Below are 15,912 nucleotides of genomic sequence, written 5' to 3' on the forward strand. Positions count from 1 at the left end.
GCCCGCCTCGCGCCATTTCAGCGCGCAGGGTGTTCCCATCAGCCGCTTGAAGATCTTCGAGAAATGGCCGGAATGCAAAACGAGAAGGCCCATGCCTTCCCAGACGCGCTTGGCAACGCGCTCGACGACGACGTCGGAGACCGCACCGTGATCCTTGTGGCCCCACCAGGTCAAGACGTCGGTTTCGGCAAGGCGGGCTTCGCTCAAGCCGTGCTCCGGTTCCTGCAGCGTCGCCGTAGTGGCGGATATGGCGGGATCGGTATTCAGCGCATTGGCGATCGCCGTGTGCATGCCTTCGGGATAGATGCCCCGGACGATCTCATTGGTAGTCTCGTGGATATTCTCTCCCCAGACGATGGTGCGAATGGTCACGTCGTTCACTCCTGGCAATTAAAGGGATCGGGTTTTGTGAGGAAAGAAGATCAGGCCGCCTGCATCGATACGCGCTCCAGCGCCCGGCCCGACCGGTCGAACCGGTGGACATGACCGGCAAGCGGCGCAAGCCCAAGCGTCTGGCCCGGCTCGTGACGGGCGACACCCAACTCCCGCACGATGAGCGGCTCGTCTGCTCCGATATCCAGATAGACGAAGCTGTCGGAGCCGAGGATTTCCGAATGGATGACCGTGCCGGTCCAAGCCGGCGGCTCGGCTGTGACGCGAATATGCTCGGCGCGCACACCGATCGTATGGCTATCATAGGGCTGCGCCAGCCCGCCCGACAGGAAGTTCATTTTCGGCGACCCGATGAAGCCGGCGACGAAGACCGAATTGGGGCTTTCGTAAAGTTCGAGCGGCGTGCCGATCTGCTCGACGACACCGTCCCTCAACACGCAGATCCGATCGGCCAGCGTCATGGCCTCCACCTGATCATGCGTCACATAAATCATCGTCGTACCGTGCATGCTGCGATGAAGCTTGGCGATCTCAAGCCTCGTCGCGACGCGAAGCGCCGCATCGAGGTTGGACAGCGGCTCGTCGAACAGAAAGACCTTGGGATCGCGTACGATCGCCCGGCCGATGGCGACGCGCTGACGCTGTCCGCCGGAAAGCTGCCGCGGCAGGCGATCCAAGTAGGGTGAGAGCTGCAGCATGCCGGCGGCATGTTCGACGCGCCGGCAGCATTCATCCTTGGTGCTCCCGGAAAGCTTCATGCCGAATGCCATGTTGTCGAAGACCGTCATATGCGGATAGAGCGCGTAGGACTGGAACACCATGGCGATCCCTCTCTTCGACGGCGCGTGCCGGTTTACCGTCTCGTTGTCGAAGGAGAGTGTTCCCGAGGTGATGTCTTCGAGGCCGGAGATCAGCCGCAGCAGCGTGGACTTGCCGCATCCGGACGGCCCCACGAACACCATGAACTCGCCGCGGCGGATGTCCATCGTCACGCCCTTGATCACCTCGAAAGCGCCGAAGCTCTTGCGGATGTTTTCCAGTCGGATTTCTGCCATGTCCTACTCCCTCAACCCTTCACGCCGCCGGCGGTCAGCCCGGAAATGATCCGGCGCTGGAATATCAAAACGAGAATAACAACCGGGACGGTGACGATCACCGAAGCTGCCATGATGTTGCCCCAGGGGATTTCGAACTCGCTGTTGCCCGAAAGCAGGGCGATGGCAACCGGGACGGTGCGCTGCGTATCCGACGATGTGAACGTCAGCGCAAAAAGGAACTCGTTCCAAGCGGTGATGAAGGCGAGCAGCCCTGTTGTCACCAGCGCCGGCCACATCAGCGGCATGAACACCTGGGTGACGATGACCCATGGCGAGGCGCCATCAACGATCGCCGCCTCCTCGATCTCGATCGGCAATTCCCGCATGAAGGTCGTCAGCACCCAGACGGTGAACGGCAGCGTGAAGATCATGTAGGAAAAGATCAGCGCGAAGGGTGTGTTGAAGATGCCGATCCAGCGGATGAGTTCGAAGAGGCCCGCAAGGACGGCAATCTGCGGAAACATCGACACCGACAGGATGGTCAGCATCAACAGGGCTCGTCCACGGAAGTGCACCCGTGCCAAAGCGAACGAAGCGGTGATCGAAAGCAGAATCGATGCTGAAACCACGACGCACGCGATCATCGCGGAGTTTGCAAGACTGCGGGCGAAACTGCCCTGGCCCACTACAGAAGCATAGTTGCCGAAAGAGATCGAGGTCGGCCAGTAGTCGACCTGGAAAAGCGCCGTACCGGTCTTCAGGCTCGTGAGGATCGCATAATAGAATGGAAACACCGCAATGATGACGATGATCATGACCAGCAGATAGAAGAGCGTATTCTTGGCGATCGAAAGCAGCATCAGCGTTCCTCCCCGCCGAGCCTGACGCGGCCGAGCCAGATGTAGAGGATGGTGACGGAGGCGATGATGAGGAAAAGCACCGTCGACGCCGTGGCGCCGTAGGCGAATTTGTCGAAGTCGAACAGGTTTTCGCGGGCCATGACCGACATGGTCTTCGTCTGCGCATTGTTTGGCGTCAGGACATAGATCAGGTCGAAGATGCGCATCGCATCCAGCATCCGGAAGATCACGGCAACCATGATCGCCGGCCGGATCAGCGGCAGCGTCAGACGCCAGAAAACCTTGATCGGATTGACGCCGTCGATCCTGGCCGCTTCGTAAATGTCCGCCGGAACCATCTGAAGTCCGGCCAGGATCAGCAGCGCCATGAAGGGCGTCGTCTTCCAGACGTCGACGATCAGCACCGCGACCATGGCCGTTTCCGGATTGGCGGTCCAGGCAATCTTCTCGCTGATCAGGCCGAGGCCGAGCAGAACATCATTCAGAATGCCGAACTGGTCGTTGAGCATCCAGGCCCACATCTTGGCCGAAACGATGGTCGGGATCGCCCAGGGGATGAGGATTGCGGCCCGAACGATCCCACGCCCGACGAACTGCGCGTTCAGCACCAGCGCGACGATCAACCCCAGCACTGTCTCGATCGCCACCGAAAGAAAAGTGAATTTGGCCGTGTTCCAGACGGCATTCCACCAGACTGGATCGGCAAGCAAACCGCGATAGACGGTCTTTCCGCTCTTCAGCGTCACCCACGACAGGTAATTGGCGAAGCCGACGAACTGCGCATTGCCAAGGTCGTTGAGCGACGCATTCGTAAAACTGAAATAGATCGTCCTGAAGAGCGGCCAGCCGGCGACGATTGCCAGGATCAACAGCGTCGGCGCCAGAAAAATCCATGCGGATCGAATGCGCTCGGACCGCAGTTCCGTCGAGGCTCGGAGAACGGAAACCTTCGGTTCGATTGCTTGTGGAGCTACAATTTCAGTCATGAAACGCCCATCCCTGTTTGGCCCTGCGGAGACCGGACCGGCGACCTCGCGGTCGCCGGTCCCGGTACTCACCAGGCGTCACCCTTGAGGGTCGTCAGGTCGGCTTCGAGGAGCTCGAGGTTTTCGGCAGCCGAGCCGCTGCCGGACAGCGTGTTATGCACTGCCGTCCAGAACTTCGAGGATACTTCATTGTACTTTACCTTGGCTGTCGCCGAAGGACGCGGCACTGCGTCCTGGAAAATGGGTTTCCAGTTCGGCATGAAGGGCTGCGCGGCGGCAACGTCCTTGTCGTCATAAAGGTCTGTCAGTGTGGGCAAGTTGGACAGTTCGATCGCGCGCGCCTTTTGAACGTCCTTCGAGGCCAGGAATTTTACCAGCGCGATGGCTGCCTCCTGCTTTTCCGAATATTTCGAAACCGCGAGATTCCAACCGCCAAGCGTCGAGGACGGCTTGTCGCCAGCGGCCGCCACCGGCAGCGTCATCACGTCGAACTTGCCTTTCACGGCGCTGTCGGCTCCATTGCCGAGAGAATAGGCATAGGGCCAGTTGCGCATGAAGACGGCATTGCCGGTCTGCCAGACGCCGCGCGATTCCTCTTCCTGATATGCAAGCACGCCCGGCGGGGAGATCGTGCCGATCCAGCCCTTGGCGCGTTCAAGCGCTGCCGCCGCCTTCTCGTTGTTGATCGAGATCGTCCCGTCCGGCTCGACGATCTGGCCACCGCCCGACGACTTCACCCATTCCAGCGCGTTGCAGGTCAACCCTTCATAGGAATTGCCCTGGAAGACGTAGCCCCAGAGATCCTTCTGGCCCGCCTGGCGTTCCTTATCCTGAACCTCCTTGGCGGTTGCGGCCATCTCGTCCCAGGTCTTCGGCGGCTGCTTGCCATATTTCTCCAGCAGGTCCTTTCGGTAGTACAGCGCCGGAGCATCGGTAAACAACGGCAGCGCCACGAGCCGGCCATTGACCGTCTGCGAGGCGATGATCGACGGAAAGAACTGGCCGGCCACGTCCTTCGTAGCCTCCTTGAGATCGATGAACTGGTCGGCAAGCTGCGGCGCCCAGATGACATCGGTCTGATAGACGTCGATATCTTTGTTTCCGGCGGCAAGCCACAAGCGATATTGGGAGAACTGCTCGCTGCTCGATGATGGCATGGTGACGAGCTTGACCTGGTTGCCGGTATTCTTCTCAAAAATCGCCAGCTGCCTGCTCAGGAATTCGACGTTTTTCCCCGTCGTGTTGGCGGCGAATGAAATTTCAGCCGCATGGACAGGTCCGGCAGCGATAGCGACGCTGAGCACGGAAAAGGCTAAGGCAAATGTTTTCATGATCTCCTCCCAGAAATTGAAATCGATTTGGTATGCAAACCATTGCAGAAGGTCACGCCAGCGTCAAGCCATTATAAACATCATCCATTAGTTGCATTTTGACAGGAAAATAGCCAAGTTACAGGGTTAAGGCGGTATTTTGCGATCCCCACAGGCAGCCGCTCAGGGCAATAAATTGAAATCGCTTTCAATTTTGGTCAAACTGTCACTTGTCCGTTGCGCATTGCCAACGCTTCGTCCATTGATTTGCCGGGACAAAGAAGACATCCGATGAAACTTCGTGAATTTGCAAAGCAGCTTGGGCTCTCTCCGACAACGGTCAGCCGTGCGCTCAGTGGCTACCCCGAGGTGAGCGAAGCCACGCGCGCCCGAGTGGCGAGCGAGGCAATGCGGCTTGGCTATCGCCCCGATATCAATGCCGTGCGGCTAAAGACCGGGCGAGCCGGAGCGATCGGCGTCATGATGGGGCGCTCGGGCGAAATCCATTTCGCTGAATTCATGGCAGGGATGGCACAGCGCCTGGAAACGGCCGATACGGATATTCTCATCACGCCTATTACCGCACACAATGACGATGACGAGATACAGGCCTACCGGCGCCTGATCGAAAGCCGCCGCGTGGATGCAGTGATCATCCATTCGCCTCGCCCCAGGGACCCGCGGATCGAAATGCTCAACAGCCTGGGCCTGCCTTTCCTGGTCCACGGCCGCTCGGAGACCGAGCACGTTCATGCCTGGCTCGATATCGACAATGAAAATGCCGTGCGTCGAGCCACCGAACACCTGCTCGATCTCGGGCACCGACGCATTGGCATGATCAATGGCCTACGGGGCAAGACCTATTCTATTCATCGCGAACAGGGTTTTCGGATAGCCCATCAGGAGCGTGGGCTGGCCGCAGATCCCAATCTGATGGTCTGCGATAAATTCTCCGACGAGAGCGGCTTTCGCCACGCCCGGTCTTTTCTGGAGAGCGTTAATGCCCCGACCGCCATCGTTGCCGGTTCCACGATGACAGCCCTTGGTGTCTACCGCGCCGTCCGTTCGCTTGGGATGACGGTGGGCCAAGATGTTTCCGTTATCGCCCATGACGACGTCTTCCCCTATCTGACGGCCGAAAATATGGTGCCGTCACTGTCGAGCACGCGATCCTCCATGCGTGCTGCGGGCACACGCTGCGCCGAGCTGACACTGCAGCTTATCGCTGGGCGCGCCGCAGACGATATCCACGAATTGTGGCCGGTCGAACTGATACTTCGAGAGAGCACGGCGCCGCCGCGCTGACTGAGCAACCTCTCTGGACGTCGGCATCAACCTCGACCACTTGGGTGTAAGCGGGGAGAAACTGAACTCATGACGCGGGCGGATCGCTTCTTCGATCTGCCTGCCCGCACGATTGCTGTCCAATGCCCCAACCGCGGAGGGCATCGCAAAGCTCCGCTCTGGTGGGCGCGCCTGTGCGCCCGCCGAACACCTGGCATTTGAGCGCTGCCGCCATGGACGACACGCGCATCGTCTCTGCGATCGGCAAGCCTTCCGCGGTAGCCAGCGCGAAAGCGCCATGGAAGATATCGCCGGCTGCGAGCGTATCGACCGCCCTCACCTTCGGAGCGGCAAGATGGACGATTTCTCCGGTTGCGTCATCGAACCAGAAGCTGCCGTTTTCACCTGCCGTAACGCTGATGAAGGCATGCTCGAATTTTCGCTTGAGAAGGCCGATGGCCTTGACCGGTTCGGTCGTTCCGGTCAGGCGCTCGGCGGCCGGCTGTGAGAAGACGATATGGCTGGCGGCCGGCGCAAGCATCTCGATCACCCCCTCGCCCGCCACGTCGCCATCGAGAATGGCCGGCCTGCCCGCCTCTCTCGCCGCCGACAGCGTCCGCAGCGCAAGCTTCGGCCATCGGACGTCGACGAGAACCGCATCGAAAGCGGAAACATCCCGGTTGGTGACCGGCTTGACCGTCTCGTGCAGGGCCGCATCGTAGAAGGGTACGATCAGGCGCTCGCCCTCGTCATCGACGAGGATCGTCGAGACGGCCGAGCGGGCGCCTGCCACACGCACCATACCGCTCGTGTCTATGCCGCTATCGCCGAGCTCGGCAATGATCCGGTCGCCGGCGGCATCATCGCCGACCGCACCCCAGAGGCTGGCATTGCCACCCAGCCGGGCGACGGCAAAGGCGGCACTCGATGCCATGCCCTCGGCGACCTGCAGCATATCATAGGGCAGAATTTTGCCCTGGCCGGTCGGTAACGAGCGCACGCGAAACAGCGTGTCCAGGACCGCCGCGCCGACACACAAAACGCTGCGCGCCGGACCGGCGGGCGGGTCGAAGGCAGAAGAAGTCGCCAAAACCGTCCTTTCACCCGCCTACTTGACGGCGCCGGCCGTCAGGCCGGCCACGATCTGCCGTTGTGCAAACACCGTCAGGATCAGCACCGGCAAGGTGACGATCAAGGCGGCGGCGGCGAGTGGCCCCCAGCTGACCTGTTCGAAAGATAGCATATTGTAAACGGCGACCGGAAGCGTGCGCGTCTCACGGCTGGCGAGCACGATGCCGAAGACGAAATTGTTCCAGGAGAAGATGACCGAGAGGATGAAGGCGACGACGATGCCGGGCTTGGCGATCGGCAAGGCAACCAGGCGGAAGACCTGCCAGGGTGTCGCGCCATCGATGCTTGCAGCTTCTTCCAGCTCCATCGGCGTCGTCTCGAAATAGCCGATCATGATCCAGACGACGATCGGCACGGTGACCACGAGATGGATGATGATCTGCGGCAGGAGCGTGCCGAGCAGGTTCAGCCATTGGAACAAGAGGAAAAGTGGGATCAGGAAGGAAAGGCCGGGCGTCATACGCGCGATCATGATGACCATGGCGGACTTTTCCGCCTTCAGGCGGGCGATTCCATAACCGGCCGGCACGCCAATCACGAGCGCCAGAAGCGTGGCCGCACCCGTCACCAGCACCGAATTCCAGAGATAGAGGAAGAAGTTGTTCTCCTCGAACACCTTCACATAATTCGACCAGGCGAAGCGTTCGGGGATGAAGATCGGCGGATAGGCGCCGTTGTCGATCTCATATTTCAGCGACAGCGAGATCATCCAGAGGAAGAACAGGACGACCGGCGAGATCATCACCAGAGCAACGAACAGCAGTCCGATGCGATCGAGCGTCTTGCGCTTCATCAGCGTGCCTCCCCGTCGGACCAGTTCACGCGCTGCCGGATCATCATCAGGACGAAGGAGAGCAGCACGATGAGGATGAAGAAGACGACTGCCATGGCCGAACCATAGCCGATGTCGTAATAGGCGAAGGCGGTGTTGTAGAGGTAGATGTTGATCGTTTCCGACGCCGTGCCGGGGCCACCCTGGGTCATGGCATAGATGATGTCGAAGCTCTTCACCGCATCGATGCTGCGGATGATCACCGCGATCATCAGGAACGGCGCGATCATCGGCAGCGTCAGGTAGCGGAATTTCTGCCAGACATTGGCGCCGTCGATCTCGGCACTTTCATAGGGCTCGCGCGGCACCGCGGCGAGACCGCCGAGCACGATCAGCATGACGAGCGGCGTCCACTGCCAGCTTTCGACCAGAACCAGCGAGGGGATGACGCTCGCCTGATTGTAGATCCATTCCTGCGGGCCGATGCCGACGAAGGAAAGGAGATAGTTGAGCACGCCGAGCTGCGGATGGTACATCATCGTCCAGACGAGGGCGATGGCGACCGGGGTCGCCATCATCGGCATCACGAAGATGCCGCGGATCAGACCCCGCAGCGGGAATTGAGCATCGAAGATCAGCGCGGCGAGCGTCCCCAGAAACAGCGGAACCACCACGGAGAGCGTCGTATAGAGCACCGTATGCCAGAGCGACTCCCAGAAGCGCATGTCGGTGGCAAGTCTGATATAATTGTCCAGCCCCGCAAAGACCTGCGATTGGCCGAGCGTCCAGCTGTTGACGCTCATCCACACCGTAAACACCCAGGGAAAGACGATGACGGCGGATATGACGATGAGCGCCGGGATGACGAAGGGCCAGTAGTTGGGAGCAAACCGATCCGGTTTGCCCCCTCCCTTCGACGCCTTGGCCGCCGCTGATGTTTCGAGGCTTGCCGAGGTCATTATCCCTCGCTTTTCGCCAGGACGGGCTCGAATTGCGCCGTCGCGGCTTTGAGCTCCGTCTCAGGATCGGCGCCGCCGATCATGTTGGTAAGACCGACGCCATAGATGTCGCGGAACTCGGTGACCGGAATGATGACCGGCAGGGCAAGCTGCGAGATCTTGCCGGAGCCGACGACGGCATCCAGCCATGCCCCCGGCATCTTGACGCCTTCGCGGACCTTGGCATCCTCCAGCACGGACTGGCGGAAGGGCACGCCGGCGCCGGCCTGCAGCAGGCGTGCGCCCATTTCATGCGAAATCGCCCATTGGCAGAAGAGATAGGCAGCTTCCTTTTTCTGGCTTGCCGCGACTACGCCAAGCCCGTCGCCGAAGGTGCCGGCGGCCTGTGCCTTCGGGCCTTTCGGCATGATGCCGTAACCGACCTGGCCGACGACGCGGGACTTTTCCGGATTTTCGATCGGCGGAGCAAAGCCGACGCCATCGAGCCACATGCCGATCTTGCCCTGCAGGAAGGCCGACTGCGCCTCGGCCCAGTTGAAGCCGGAGACGCCGGGAGGGGCGGTCTTGGTCATCAGCCGCTGATAAAGCTTGGCCGCATCGACGGCTTCCGGCGATGTCGTGCGCAGCTTGCCATCGGGGCCGAGCGGGCTCGAGCCGTAGCCGAGCAGCAGCGACGTCCAGACCGGCGTATTGGCGTTCTTCAGGCCGCGGGCAACGAAGCCATAGGTGTTGGTCGAGGGGTCGGTCAGCGCCTCCGCAGCACTTGCCAGCTCATCGAAGCTCGTGGGGTAAGCAAGCCCCTTCTTCTCGAACAGCGTCTTGTTCCAGTAGATGATCCAGTAGTCGACCGAGAAGGGAAGAGAGCGCAGAACGCCGCCGGCATCCTTGGCGAAGGCGAGGCCGGCTTCGGCGAAATCGCCCTCCGTCAGCGATGGGTCGGTCAGCGACGGGTCCTTGAGGAAGCCGCTGATATCGGCAAGCCAGCCGCCCTTTTCGAACTGCCGCTTCTGGACATGATAGCTCATGTGCACGACGTCGAAGCTCGGCTTGCCGGAGCTGAGCTCGATCGTCGTCTTCTGGCGCTGCTGCTGTTCCGGCGTCGCTTCGGCATTGACCTTGATGCCGGTGAGCTCCTCGAATTCGGGCAGGTACTTCAGCAGTATTTCGCTGCGCGGGCTCTTGACCAGGTTGACTTCGAGGGTGGTGCCGGCGAAGCGCTTCCAGTCGACCGCGGCAAATGCCGCGCGCATGCCGAGCATGCTGCCGGCCCCGAGCGCGGCCGTCCCCGCCAGAAAGCCTCTCCGCGTCGGATTCAAAAATGATGGCATGTGAGTCCTCCTCCTTTTGCCGGCGATCTCCTCACCTCCGGCTGATTATTCCCGGTTATATCCTCAGCGCACGATCCCTTGCACCGTTGATGTGTGCGACAAGGCTGTTGACGGCGTCTTCCGCCGATCGTCGTTCGATCGCCTCGAGCACTTTCAGGTGCTCGTCCATGACAGGCCCGACGTGACCCTCGATGCGGAAACGATCCTGACTGATCAGTCGCATCTTGATCGAGTTCACGCGGTAGGCGTTCGAGATGATGGTATTGCCAAGCGCATCGATAAAAGCGTCATGCATGCCCCAATCGACGGCCTGCGCATGCGCCTCCAACTCGTGCGAGCCATCGCCGCTGCGGATGGCGTCGGCGATATCCCGGTGCTGCTTCAAAAGCCCGGCGATCGTCTCGTCCGACGCCGACCGGGTGAAGAGCGCCACGGCCTCCTTCTCCAGGAAGACGCGCAGCTGGAACGCCTCACGAATAAGGTTGAGATCGATGTGAGCGATCTGCAAACCCCGTTGCGGCACGGTCTTGATCAGCCCTTCGGCTTCGAGCCTGGGGATGAGTTCACGGATGGCGCCGAGCGTCAGTCCCGTCAGTTCCACGAGACGGCGCTGGGAAACGAACTGGCCGGGACGCACGTCACGCGCAAGAAGATGGCGCGTGAAGCTCGCATATGCCTTTTCCCTGAGTGTCGGCTGCTCCTCCGTTTCGTTCATCGCCTCCCCCACCAACATGGCTGACCTATGCGGCTTTCGAGCGGAAAAGAGTATCGAAAGCGGCAGCGAGCTGCGCCTGCGCTTCGCCGGAGATCGAAATGAGCGGCGGACGAACCGCAATCCACGTCTTCTCCGTCGTCGTGTTCGCGATCATCGCCTTCACGGCCGGGATGACGGGGTGTTTCAGCAGTTCCACCACCATATTCTCGATGCGGATGTCGTCCCTGCCCTCCTCGGCCAGCGGCTTGAGTTCGCAGGACGCGAAATTCGCCATGCCCGATATGGCGCCCCGGCCGCCGAGCCGCACGGCTCTCGCGAGGTGCCGCTCGTCGCCGACCAGGATGATGAGATCGCTATGCGCCTTGAGCAGGCTTTCGGTGTACGGCCAGTCGCCGGAGGAATCCTTGACGCCGGTGACGACACGGGGAAAGGCGGCCTTGAGACGGCCGATTAGCGACACGCTCAGCGGAACCATGGTGAGCGACGGAAGGTTGTAGACGATGATATCACGCGCCTTTTCTCCCAGCATGGCGAAGACGGCCGCAAACCACTGGAAAACACCGTCGTCGCTGACATTCTTGAAATAGGACGGCGGGGCAAGAAGGATATTGCGAACGCCGTGGGAAAGAGCATGATCGGCCTGCATCGCCGCGTCCTCGGCGGCATCGACCAGCACGCCGACGATGATGTTTCCTGCCGCGATCCCGGCATCGAGGAAGGCCGCGAAGACGCGCTCACGTTCCCGGTTTCCGATGGAGGAGCCTTCCCCCGTCGTTCCGAACAGGGTTACGCTGGAACATCCGGCAGCGAGGCATCGCCTAGCCTGCGCGATCATAACGTCGATCGCAATATCGCCATTGCTGTCGAACGGCGTAGCAAGAGCGACGGACAGCCCGAATTTCTGGGTCAAATATGCTTCCTCCCGATTGTCGGGATTAGATGTAGCAGGCTAACATGTTAGTTGTAAAGAGGTGATTGCATGCTATCCCGCCATGCGATCGTCCACTGCCGTTTCCTTGCAATCAGCCCACATGTTTTGCCGTACTACCGTTCGCCCGCACGAGCGCCATCAGCATCGGGCCGATCGCAAACTCGCCCCTTTCGGTCCTTCGCGTGAGATCGCGGAGATAGCCGCCGGGCGAATTTATGTGTCCGCCCCTTTCCAGGATGCAGGCGATCACCGTCGCAGCATTTTCCGGCCCCATGCCGGCGCAGGCTTCCTCATAGGCCGACGGGCTGACGCCGAGCATCGAGCGGACGACGACCGCAGCCGACATCAGGTCGCGCCAATTGCCGATCGTTCCGCCCGGCCCATAATCGAGAATTTGCGGGCAGGCCTGAAGAACCAGACCAAGCGGGAAAGATTTCAACGTATGTGCCGCCGCCGGTTCGGCCGCGCGGGATCTCTTGCCGTTGACTGCGGCGGATGATGCGGGATGTTTCACCCTTTGCTCGTCCGGCGGCCCGGCAATCGGGTCGTTGTCGGCCGGCGGCTTCACGCCCTGCTTCGGTTCGAAGCTTGGTTCAAGTTCAGACATGGAGTTGGGGTTTGAATTCTGTTTGTGGCGCTCAGTTTGAGACTCATTGGCGTCTATTTTTTTTGATTTTATATGTCTTTCCAGCAGGTTGACGGCTTCGTCGCGCAACAGACCCATCTCGTCGAGCAGTGATGCCAATTCCTCGGCTCCCGCCACGCGCGGAATCTTGCGAACAAGATCTCGAAACATCGACGACATCTGCTCCCAGTCGCCGGGCACCGCTTCCTCGAGCGCTGCTGAGATCAGCTTGGAGACATCCCGCCGGCACACGGTGAGGCGTTCCCTGGTCACCCTGATCAGTTCCCGGTCGGCAATCACCTCGGCGGCCAGATCTTCAATCTCAACCGCACGTGCGAGCAGTGGGGCGACGCTGAAGCCGAAAGCCTCACCGATCTCGCCTGCCCCGTCGCGGCGCGCATAGCGCTTTCCGTTCGGGCTGTCCTTGCGCAGGATCAGCCCGGCCTCGACGAGCACGGCAAGATGCCGCCGGAGCGTGGCCGGCGTCATTCCCCGGGCACGCAGCGACAGCTGCGCGTTCGACGGGAAGACGATCAGGCCCTTCTCCTCGGAAATCTCGTCATCGGGGTAAAAGGTCAGAAGCGCGTCGAGCACCGTCAGCGCCCGATCGGTCACACCGAGTGCCGGCCGCGCCTCGCAGATTGCCCTGAACAGCTTCCACTTACTGCGTTTCATTCCCGGCTCGATGGCCTCGGCCAGTTGCTGGCTTGCCAGCATGCCAAGTGACATCGGCCGCCGCCCAAAGGGCGTCGTCACATATCCACTCTCCATTGCCTTCACCTTTGTTCAGGCAAAAGAAAACAGTCCACCAATTTGGTGCCTAAGACGCTTGACTGTGATTCGTGGAAATGCGATTCTCGATGTGCTTAAGATCTGAGAAGGGCTTCCACGACGGCGTCGTTGGGGGCCTTTTTCTTTTGCTCGTTACGCTCCTCTGTCCTTTTTGAACTCCTGAAACAGGCCCTGCAGCCTTTCCTGGACGAATTGATCGAAACCGGGGGCGGTCTTGCCGTCGAAGACGAAGGTCGCACCGGACGCGGTTTTCTTGACCATCACAGGCACGCCGCTGATCGCGGTTTTGGCAATTGCTGGCTTCGGCGCAGCGGTCCGCTTCGTTGCCAGCGCAAGGGTGCGGTGAAACCGCTCGTCGCTCGCCATTTTGCGCGCGTCGTCCGCGGACAACTCAGCGATGATCTTCTCGATGTCGGCGTCTTCAAGACGCTCACCCAGTTCCAGCCACCGCCGACGGCCGATATCCGGCGCCGCACCGATGGCGTTGATGAGATCAAGGGGCACCTGCCGGATGACGATCAGCATTCTCGACAGGGCCGCCTTGTCAACGCCGAGGGCCGCCATGATGACATCGCGGCCGAAGCTGCGTTCTTCGAGCCGCGACGCAAACAGCGCCCGCTCGATGTAGGAGAGATTGGTGCGGGCGCTGTTTTCCTGGCCCTGGCTGACGACCAACTGGCCGTCTGTGAGATCGCGGACGACCGCTCGTACCCTGATGCCGATCTCTTTCGTGGCCGCCAGGCGACGATGACCGTAGGCAACCTGATAGCGCCCCCTGGTTTCGGGGTGCGGACGCACCAGGATCGGAACCTGCTGCCCGTGCTCGCGGATCTGCTCGACGAGCTGGGCGAGCTCAACCGCGTCGATCGCCAGGCGGTCGCTGACGAAAGAGGCGTCGATCAGGCCGGTATCGAGCTCGACGATGGTCTGGCCGGCGGCGAGCTGTCGTTCCAGTTCACTCGCCCGCTCCATTTTCTCGGTAATGTTTCCGAGCGTTTTGGTGATGCCGCCGACCGGCGCGGAGCTACGCTCCTGCGGCACGAAACCGGCGATCGGTCGATTGTCGCGCGGTGCGACTGCTTCTGTTCTAGCCGGGCTCGGAGCGGAAATCTCGATGAGGTTCTTACGCGCCATCTCTCTATTTCCTCCCCCAGGTCGAACGAATATGCGCTTCGATCTCGCCGTTCACCAGGTTGAGGGAGTCCAGTGCCCGGTCATAGGTTCCGCGGGTGAACTGCGACCGCTCGACCTCGTAGAGGGTCTGCTTGGTGACGCCGGCGTCGGCGACCGCCGTCGATTTCACCATCGCATTGTGAAGCATGCGATTGCCGAAGATCGCCCGCATGAAGCCGGTCATCTGGCTCTGCGGCCCGTCGTTCGGTTCGAACCGGGTCACGAGATAGCGCATCCAGTCATAGCTGGTGCGTCCGCCGGCCTTCTCGACGACCGACATCAACTCGCTCGTCATCGTCAGAAACTGCGACATCGACATGACGTCAAGCATCTGCGGATGAACCGTGATCAGGACCGAGGTTGCCGCACAGAGCGCCGACATCGTCAGGAAACCCAGCTGCGGCGGGCAGTCGATGACGACGATGTCGTAAAGGCTTTCGATCTCCGTCAGCACTTCCCCGATGCGGGCGAAGAACATCGTCTCCGCGGTGCCCGACGACATCGCCTTCGGCGTCTCGTGCTCGAACTCCATCAGCTCGAGATTTCCCGGAATGAGATGCAGATTGGGCGTGTAGGTGGCGCGCACGATATCAGCGATGGCGCGCGGATCCTCATAGCGGATCGCGCCATAGATCGTTTCGCCCTCGCCGACGTCGAATTCCGGCTGATGGCCAAACAGGGCCGACAAGGAGGCTTGCGGATCGAGATCGACGGCGAGCACCCGGTAGCCCCGCAGCGCCATGAACTGCGCCAGATGGGCCGCCGTGGTGGTCTTGCCCGAACCGCCCTTGAAGTTCATGACGGAGACAATCTGAAGCTTCTCTCCCGGCCTGCGGGCCGGCACATATTTCGGCGTGCCGTTTCGCTCGTCGAGGACCCGGCGAATCCGATCCATGTCCGTTGCGCTGTAAAGCCGCCGTCCGTTTGCCAGCGGATCGGGCCCATGGCCGTCGGCCGCCACCTGCCGGAGATAACCTTCGCCGATGCCGATAAAGGCTGCAGCCTCCGCCGGCGAAAATGTTCTGATGGTCTTCTGTGACAGCGGGGGGAAGATTTTTGCCTGATGCTGCTGAAGTTGATAGGACAACTCCTTGGCATCCGTTGCCAGAAGCGACGGGAGATGCTCTTGATCGTCCTGAAGAGCAAGACTCGGCTGCATGATCTTTTTCCCAAATAACTGCGCAATTTTGAACGAAAGCGCTTCAGTTGCGCAGTTACTATATGCCGCGATTCGTGACCGAATTACAAATGCTTAACCAAAAGGCAGGTCGAGCGACGCGAAACGGGTTCGTCAATCCGGCAATTTCCGGGTCCAATTGCCGGTGATTCGCACCCGCCAAAAGCGCCGGCGAGCAAGGCCGACGCCCTCGTTATGCACATGAAGTTCATTGAATTTTTTGCGACGTCACCGGCGGCACCGAAAGCCTGTTGTCCGTCTTTTTTTCAGATGGTTGTTACCGGCAGCGCGTAACGGTTGCTTGCGCCCGGCGGTTGCCCGACGGGGTGATCCAGGATTGCGATCGACCCGCAGACGAAAATAAGCCGCCGGTCCGTTTGAGAAGGCTGCGAAAAGGCGATGCGAGAACAAACGGCCGGCAAAATGCCGATCGGCATGA

General features: G+C 60.7%; 16 protein-coding genes. 1 reads left to right on the forward strand and 15 read right to left on the reverse strand.

Features of this window, described 5'->3' with window-relative positions:
* The 5 genes from CO666_RS17820 to CO666_RS17840 form a co-directional block, all read right to left on the reverse strand.
* The coding region (locus tag CO666_RS17820) for a ThuA domain-containing protein (protein ID WP_179869707.1) at positions 1 to 372 on the reverse strand (372 nt) is incomplete at its 3' end.
* A 50-nt stretch (positions 373 to 422) separates the two neighbouring features.
* Positions 423 to 1,448 carry an ABC transporter ATP-binding protein gene (locus CO666_RS17825; RefSeq protein WP_097613484.1) on the reverse strand — a complete coding sequence of 342 codons (1,026 nt, stop codon included), beginning with the start codon at positions 1,446 to 1,448 and terminating at the stop codon, positions 423 to 425.
* 11 nt (positions 1,449 to 1,459) lie between these two features.
* Complete coding sequence (locus CO666_RS17830; RefSeq protein ID WP_097613486.1) at positions 1,460 to 2,290, reverse strand: carbohydrate ABC transporter permease; 831 nt, start codon at positions 2,288 to 2,290, stop codon at positions 1,460 to 1,462.
* Positions 2,290 to 3,276: a carbohydrate ABC transporter permease gene (locus tag CO666_RS17835; RefSeq protein WP_097613488.1), complete on the reverse strand. Its 987-nt coding sequence runs from the start codon at positions 3,274 to 3,276 to the stop codon at positions 2,290 to 2,292. The genes CO666_RS17830 and CO666_RS17835 overlap by 1 nt, the downstream gene beginning before the upstream one ends.
* A 68-nt stretch (positions 3,277 to 3,344) precedes the next feature.
* Positions 3,345 to 4,607, reverse strand: coding sequence for an ABC transporter substrate-binding protein (locus CO666_RS17840; protein WP_097613490.1), 1,263 nt, complete (start codon positions 4,605 to 4,607; stop codon positions 3,345 to 3,347).
* A gap of 270 nt (positions 4,608 to 4,877) precedes the next feature.
* Here CO666_RS17840 and CO666_RS17845 point away from each other — a divergent pair, with 270 nt between their 5' ends.
* Entirely contained in the window at positions 4,878 to 5,891 is a 1,014-nt protein-coding gene (locus CO666_RS17845) for a substrate-binding domain-containing protein (protein WP_097613492.1), read from the forward strand.
* A 67-nt stretch (positions 5,892 to 5,958) separates the two neighbouring features.
* On the opposite strand, the gene CO666_RS17850 is transcribed toward CO666_RS17845, so the two are convergent.
* From CO666_RS17850 to CO666_RS34190, 10 genes are all read right to left on the reverse strand, one after another.
* Positions 5,959 to 6,960, reverse strand: coding sequence for a sugar kinase (locus CO666_RS17850; RefSeq protein WP_097613494.1), 1,002 nt, complete (start codon positions 6,958 to 6,960; stop codon positions 5,959 to 5,961).
* An 18-nt stretch (positions 6,961 to 6,978) separates the two neighbouring features.
* Positions 6,979 to 7,794, reverse strand: coding sequence for a carbohydrate ABC transporter permease (locus CO666_RS17855; RefSeq protein ID WP_097613496.1), 816 nt, complete (start codon positions 7,792 to 7,794; stop codon positions 6,979 to 6,981).
* Positions 7,794 to 8,732: a carbohydrate ABC transporter permease gene (locus CO666_RS17860; protein ID WP_097613498.1), complete on the reverse strand. Its 939-nt coding sequence runs from the start codon at positions 8,730 to 8,732 to the stop codon at positions 7,794 to 7,796. Before CO666_RS17860 ends, CO666_RS17855 begins: the two co-directional genes overlap by 1 nt.
* Positions 8,732 to 10,060, reverse strand: coding sequence for an ABC transporter substrate-binding protein (locus CO666_RS17865; RefSeq protein WP_097613500.1), 1,329 nt, complete (start codon positions 10,058 to 10,060; stop codon positions 8,732 to 8,734). Before CO666_RS17865 ends, CO666_RS17860 begins: the two co-directional genes overlap by 1 nt.
* 55 nt (positions 10,061 to 10,115) lie before the next feature.
* Entirely contained in the window at positions 10,116 to 10,793 is a 678-nt protein-coding gene (locus tag CO666_RS17870) for a GntR family transcriptional regulator (protein WP_179869708.1), read from the reverse strand.
* A 7-nt stretch (positions 10,794 to 10,800) separates the two neighbouring features.
* A complete protein-coding gene (locus CO666_RS17875) occupies positions 10,801 to 11,685 on the reverse strand; it encodes a dihydrodipicolinate synthase family protein (RefSeq protein WP_097613504.1) in 885 nt (294 codons plus the stop codon).
* Between the two features lie 112 nt (positions 11,686 to 11,797).
* On the reverse strand, positions 11,798 to 13,102 hold the full coding sequence (gene repC, locus CO666_RS17880; RefSeq protein WP_097613506.1) for a plasmid replication protein RepC: 1,305 nt from the start codon (positions 13,100 to 13,102) through the stop codon (positions 11,798 to 11,800).
* A gap of 153 nt (positions 13,103 to 13,255) precedes the next feature.
* Entirely contained in the window at positions 13,256 to 14,257 is a 1,002-nt protein-coding gene (gene repB / locus CO666_RS17885; protein WP_097613508.1) for a plasmid partitioning protein RepB, read from the reverse strand.
* Between the two features lie 4 nt (positions 14,258 to 14,261).
* Positions 14,262 to 15,455 carry a plasmid partitioning protein RepA gene (repA, locus tag CO666_RS17890; RefSeq protein WP_097613510.1) on the reverse strand — a complete coding sequence of 398 codons (1,194 nt, stop codon included), beginning with the start codon at positions 15,453 to 15,455 and terminating at the stop codon, positions 14,262 to 14,264.
* Between the two features lie 284 nt (positions 15,456 to 15,739).
* Positions 15,740 to 15,910, reverse strand: a complete 171-nt coding sequence (locus CO666_RS34190; protein WP_179869709.1) for a hypothetical protein — start codon at positions 15,908 to 15,910, stop codon at positions 15,740 to 15,742.
* Between the last annotated feature and the right edge of the window lie 2 nt (positions 15,911 to 15,912).

Origin of the sequence: Rhizobium chutanense (assembly GCF_002531935.1) — a bacterium.
Taxonomy (GTDB): domain Bacteria; phylum Pseudomonadota; class Alphaproteobacteria; order Rhizobiales; family Rhizobiaceae; genus Rhizobium; species Rhizobium chutanense.

Coding starts and splice junctions, on each gene's coding strand:
- CO666_RS17825 (WP_097613484.1), bottom strand. CDS start 1,448: ATGGCAGAAATCCGACTGGAAAACATCCGCAAGAGCTTCGGCGCTTTC.
- CO666_RS17830 (WP_097613486.1), bottom strand. CDS start 2,290: ATGCTGCTTTCGATCGCCAAGAATACGCTCTTCTATCTGCTGGTCATG.
- CO666_RS17835 (WP_097613488.1), bottom strand. CDS start 3,276: ATGACTGAAATTGTAGCTCCACAAGCAATCGAACCGAAGGTTTCCGTT.
- CO666_RS17840 (WP_097613490.1), bottom strand. CDS start 4,607: ATGAAAACATTTGCCTTAGCCTTTTCCGTGCTCAGCGTCGCTATCGCT.
- CO666_RS17845 (WP_097613492.1), top strand. CDS start 4,878: ATGAAACTTCGTGAATTTGCAAAGCAGCTTGGGCTCTCTCCGACAACG.
- CO666_RS17855 (WP_097613496.1), bottom strand. CDS start 7,794: ATGAAGCGCAAGACGCTCGATCGCATCGGACTGCTGTTCGTTGCTCTG.
- CO666_RS17860 (WP_097613498.1), bottom strand. CDS start 8,732: ATGACCTCGGCAAGCCTCGAAACATCAGCGGCGGCCAAGGCGTCGAAG.
- CO666_RS17865 (WP_097613500.1), bottom strand. CDS start 10,060: ATGCCATCATTTTTGAATCCGACGCGGAGAGGCTTTCTGGCGGGGACG.
- CO666_RS17870 (WP_179869708.1), bottom strand. CDS start 10,793: ATGTTGGTGGGGGAGGCGATGAACGAAACGGAGGAGCAGCCGACACTC.
- repC (WP_097613506.1), bottom strand. CDS start 13,102: ATGGAGAGTGGATATGTGACGACGCCCTTTGGGCGGCGGCCGATGTCA.
- repB (WP_097613508.1), bottom strand. CDS start 14,257: ATGGCGCGTAAGAACCTCATCGAGATTTCCGCTCCGAGCCCGGCTAGA.
- repA (WP_097613510.1), bottom strand. CDS start 15,455: ATGCAGCCGAGTCTTGCTCTTCAGGACGATCAAGAGCATCTCCCGTCG.
- CO666_RS34190 (WP_179869709.1), bottom strand. CDS start 15,910: ATGCCGATCGGCATTTTGCCGGCCGTTTGTTCTCGCATCGCCTTTTCG.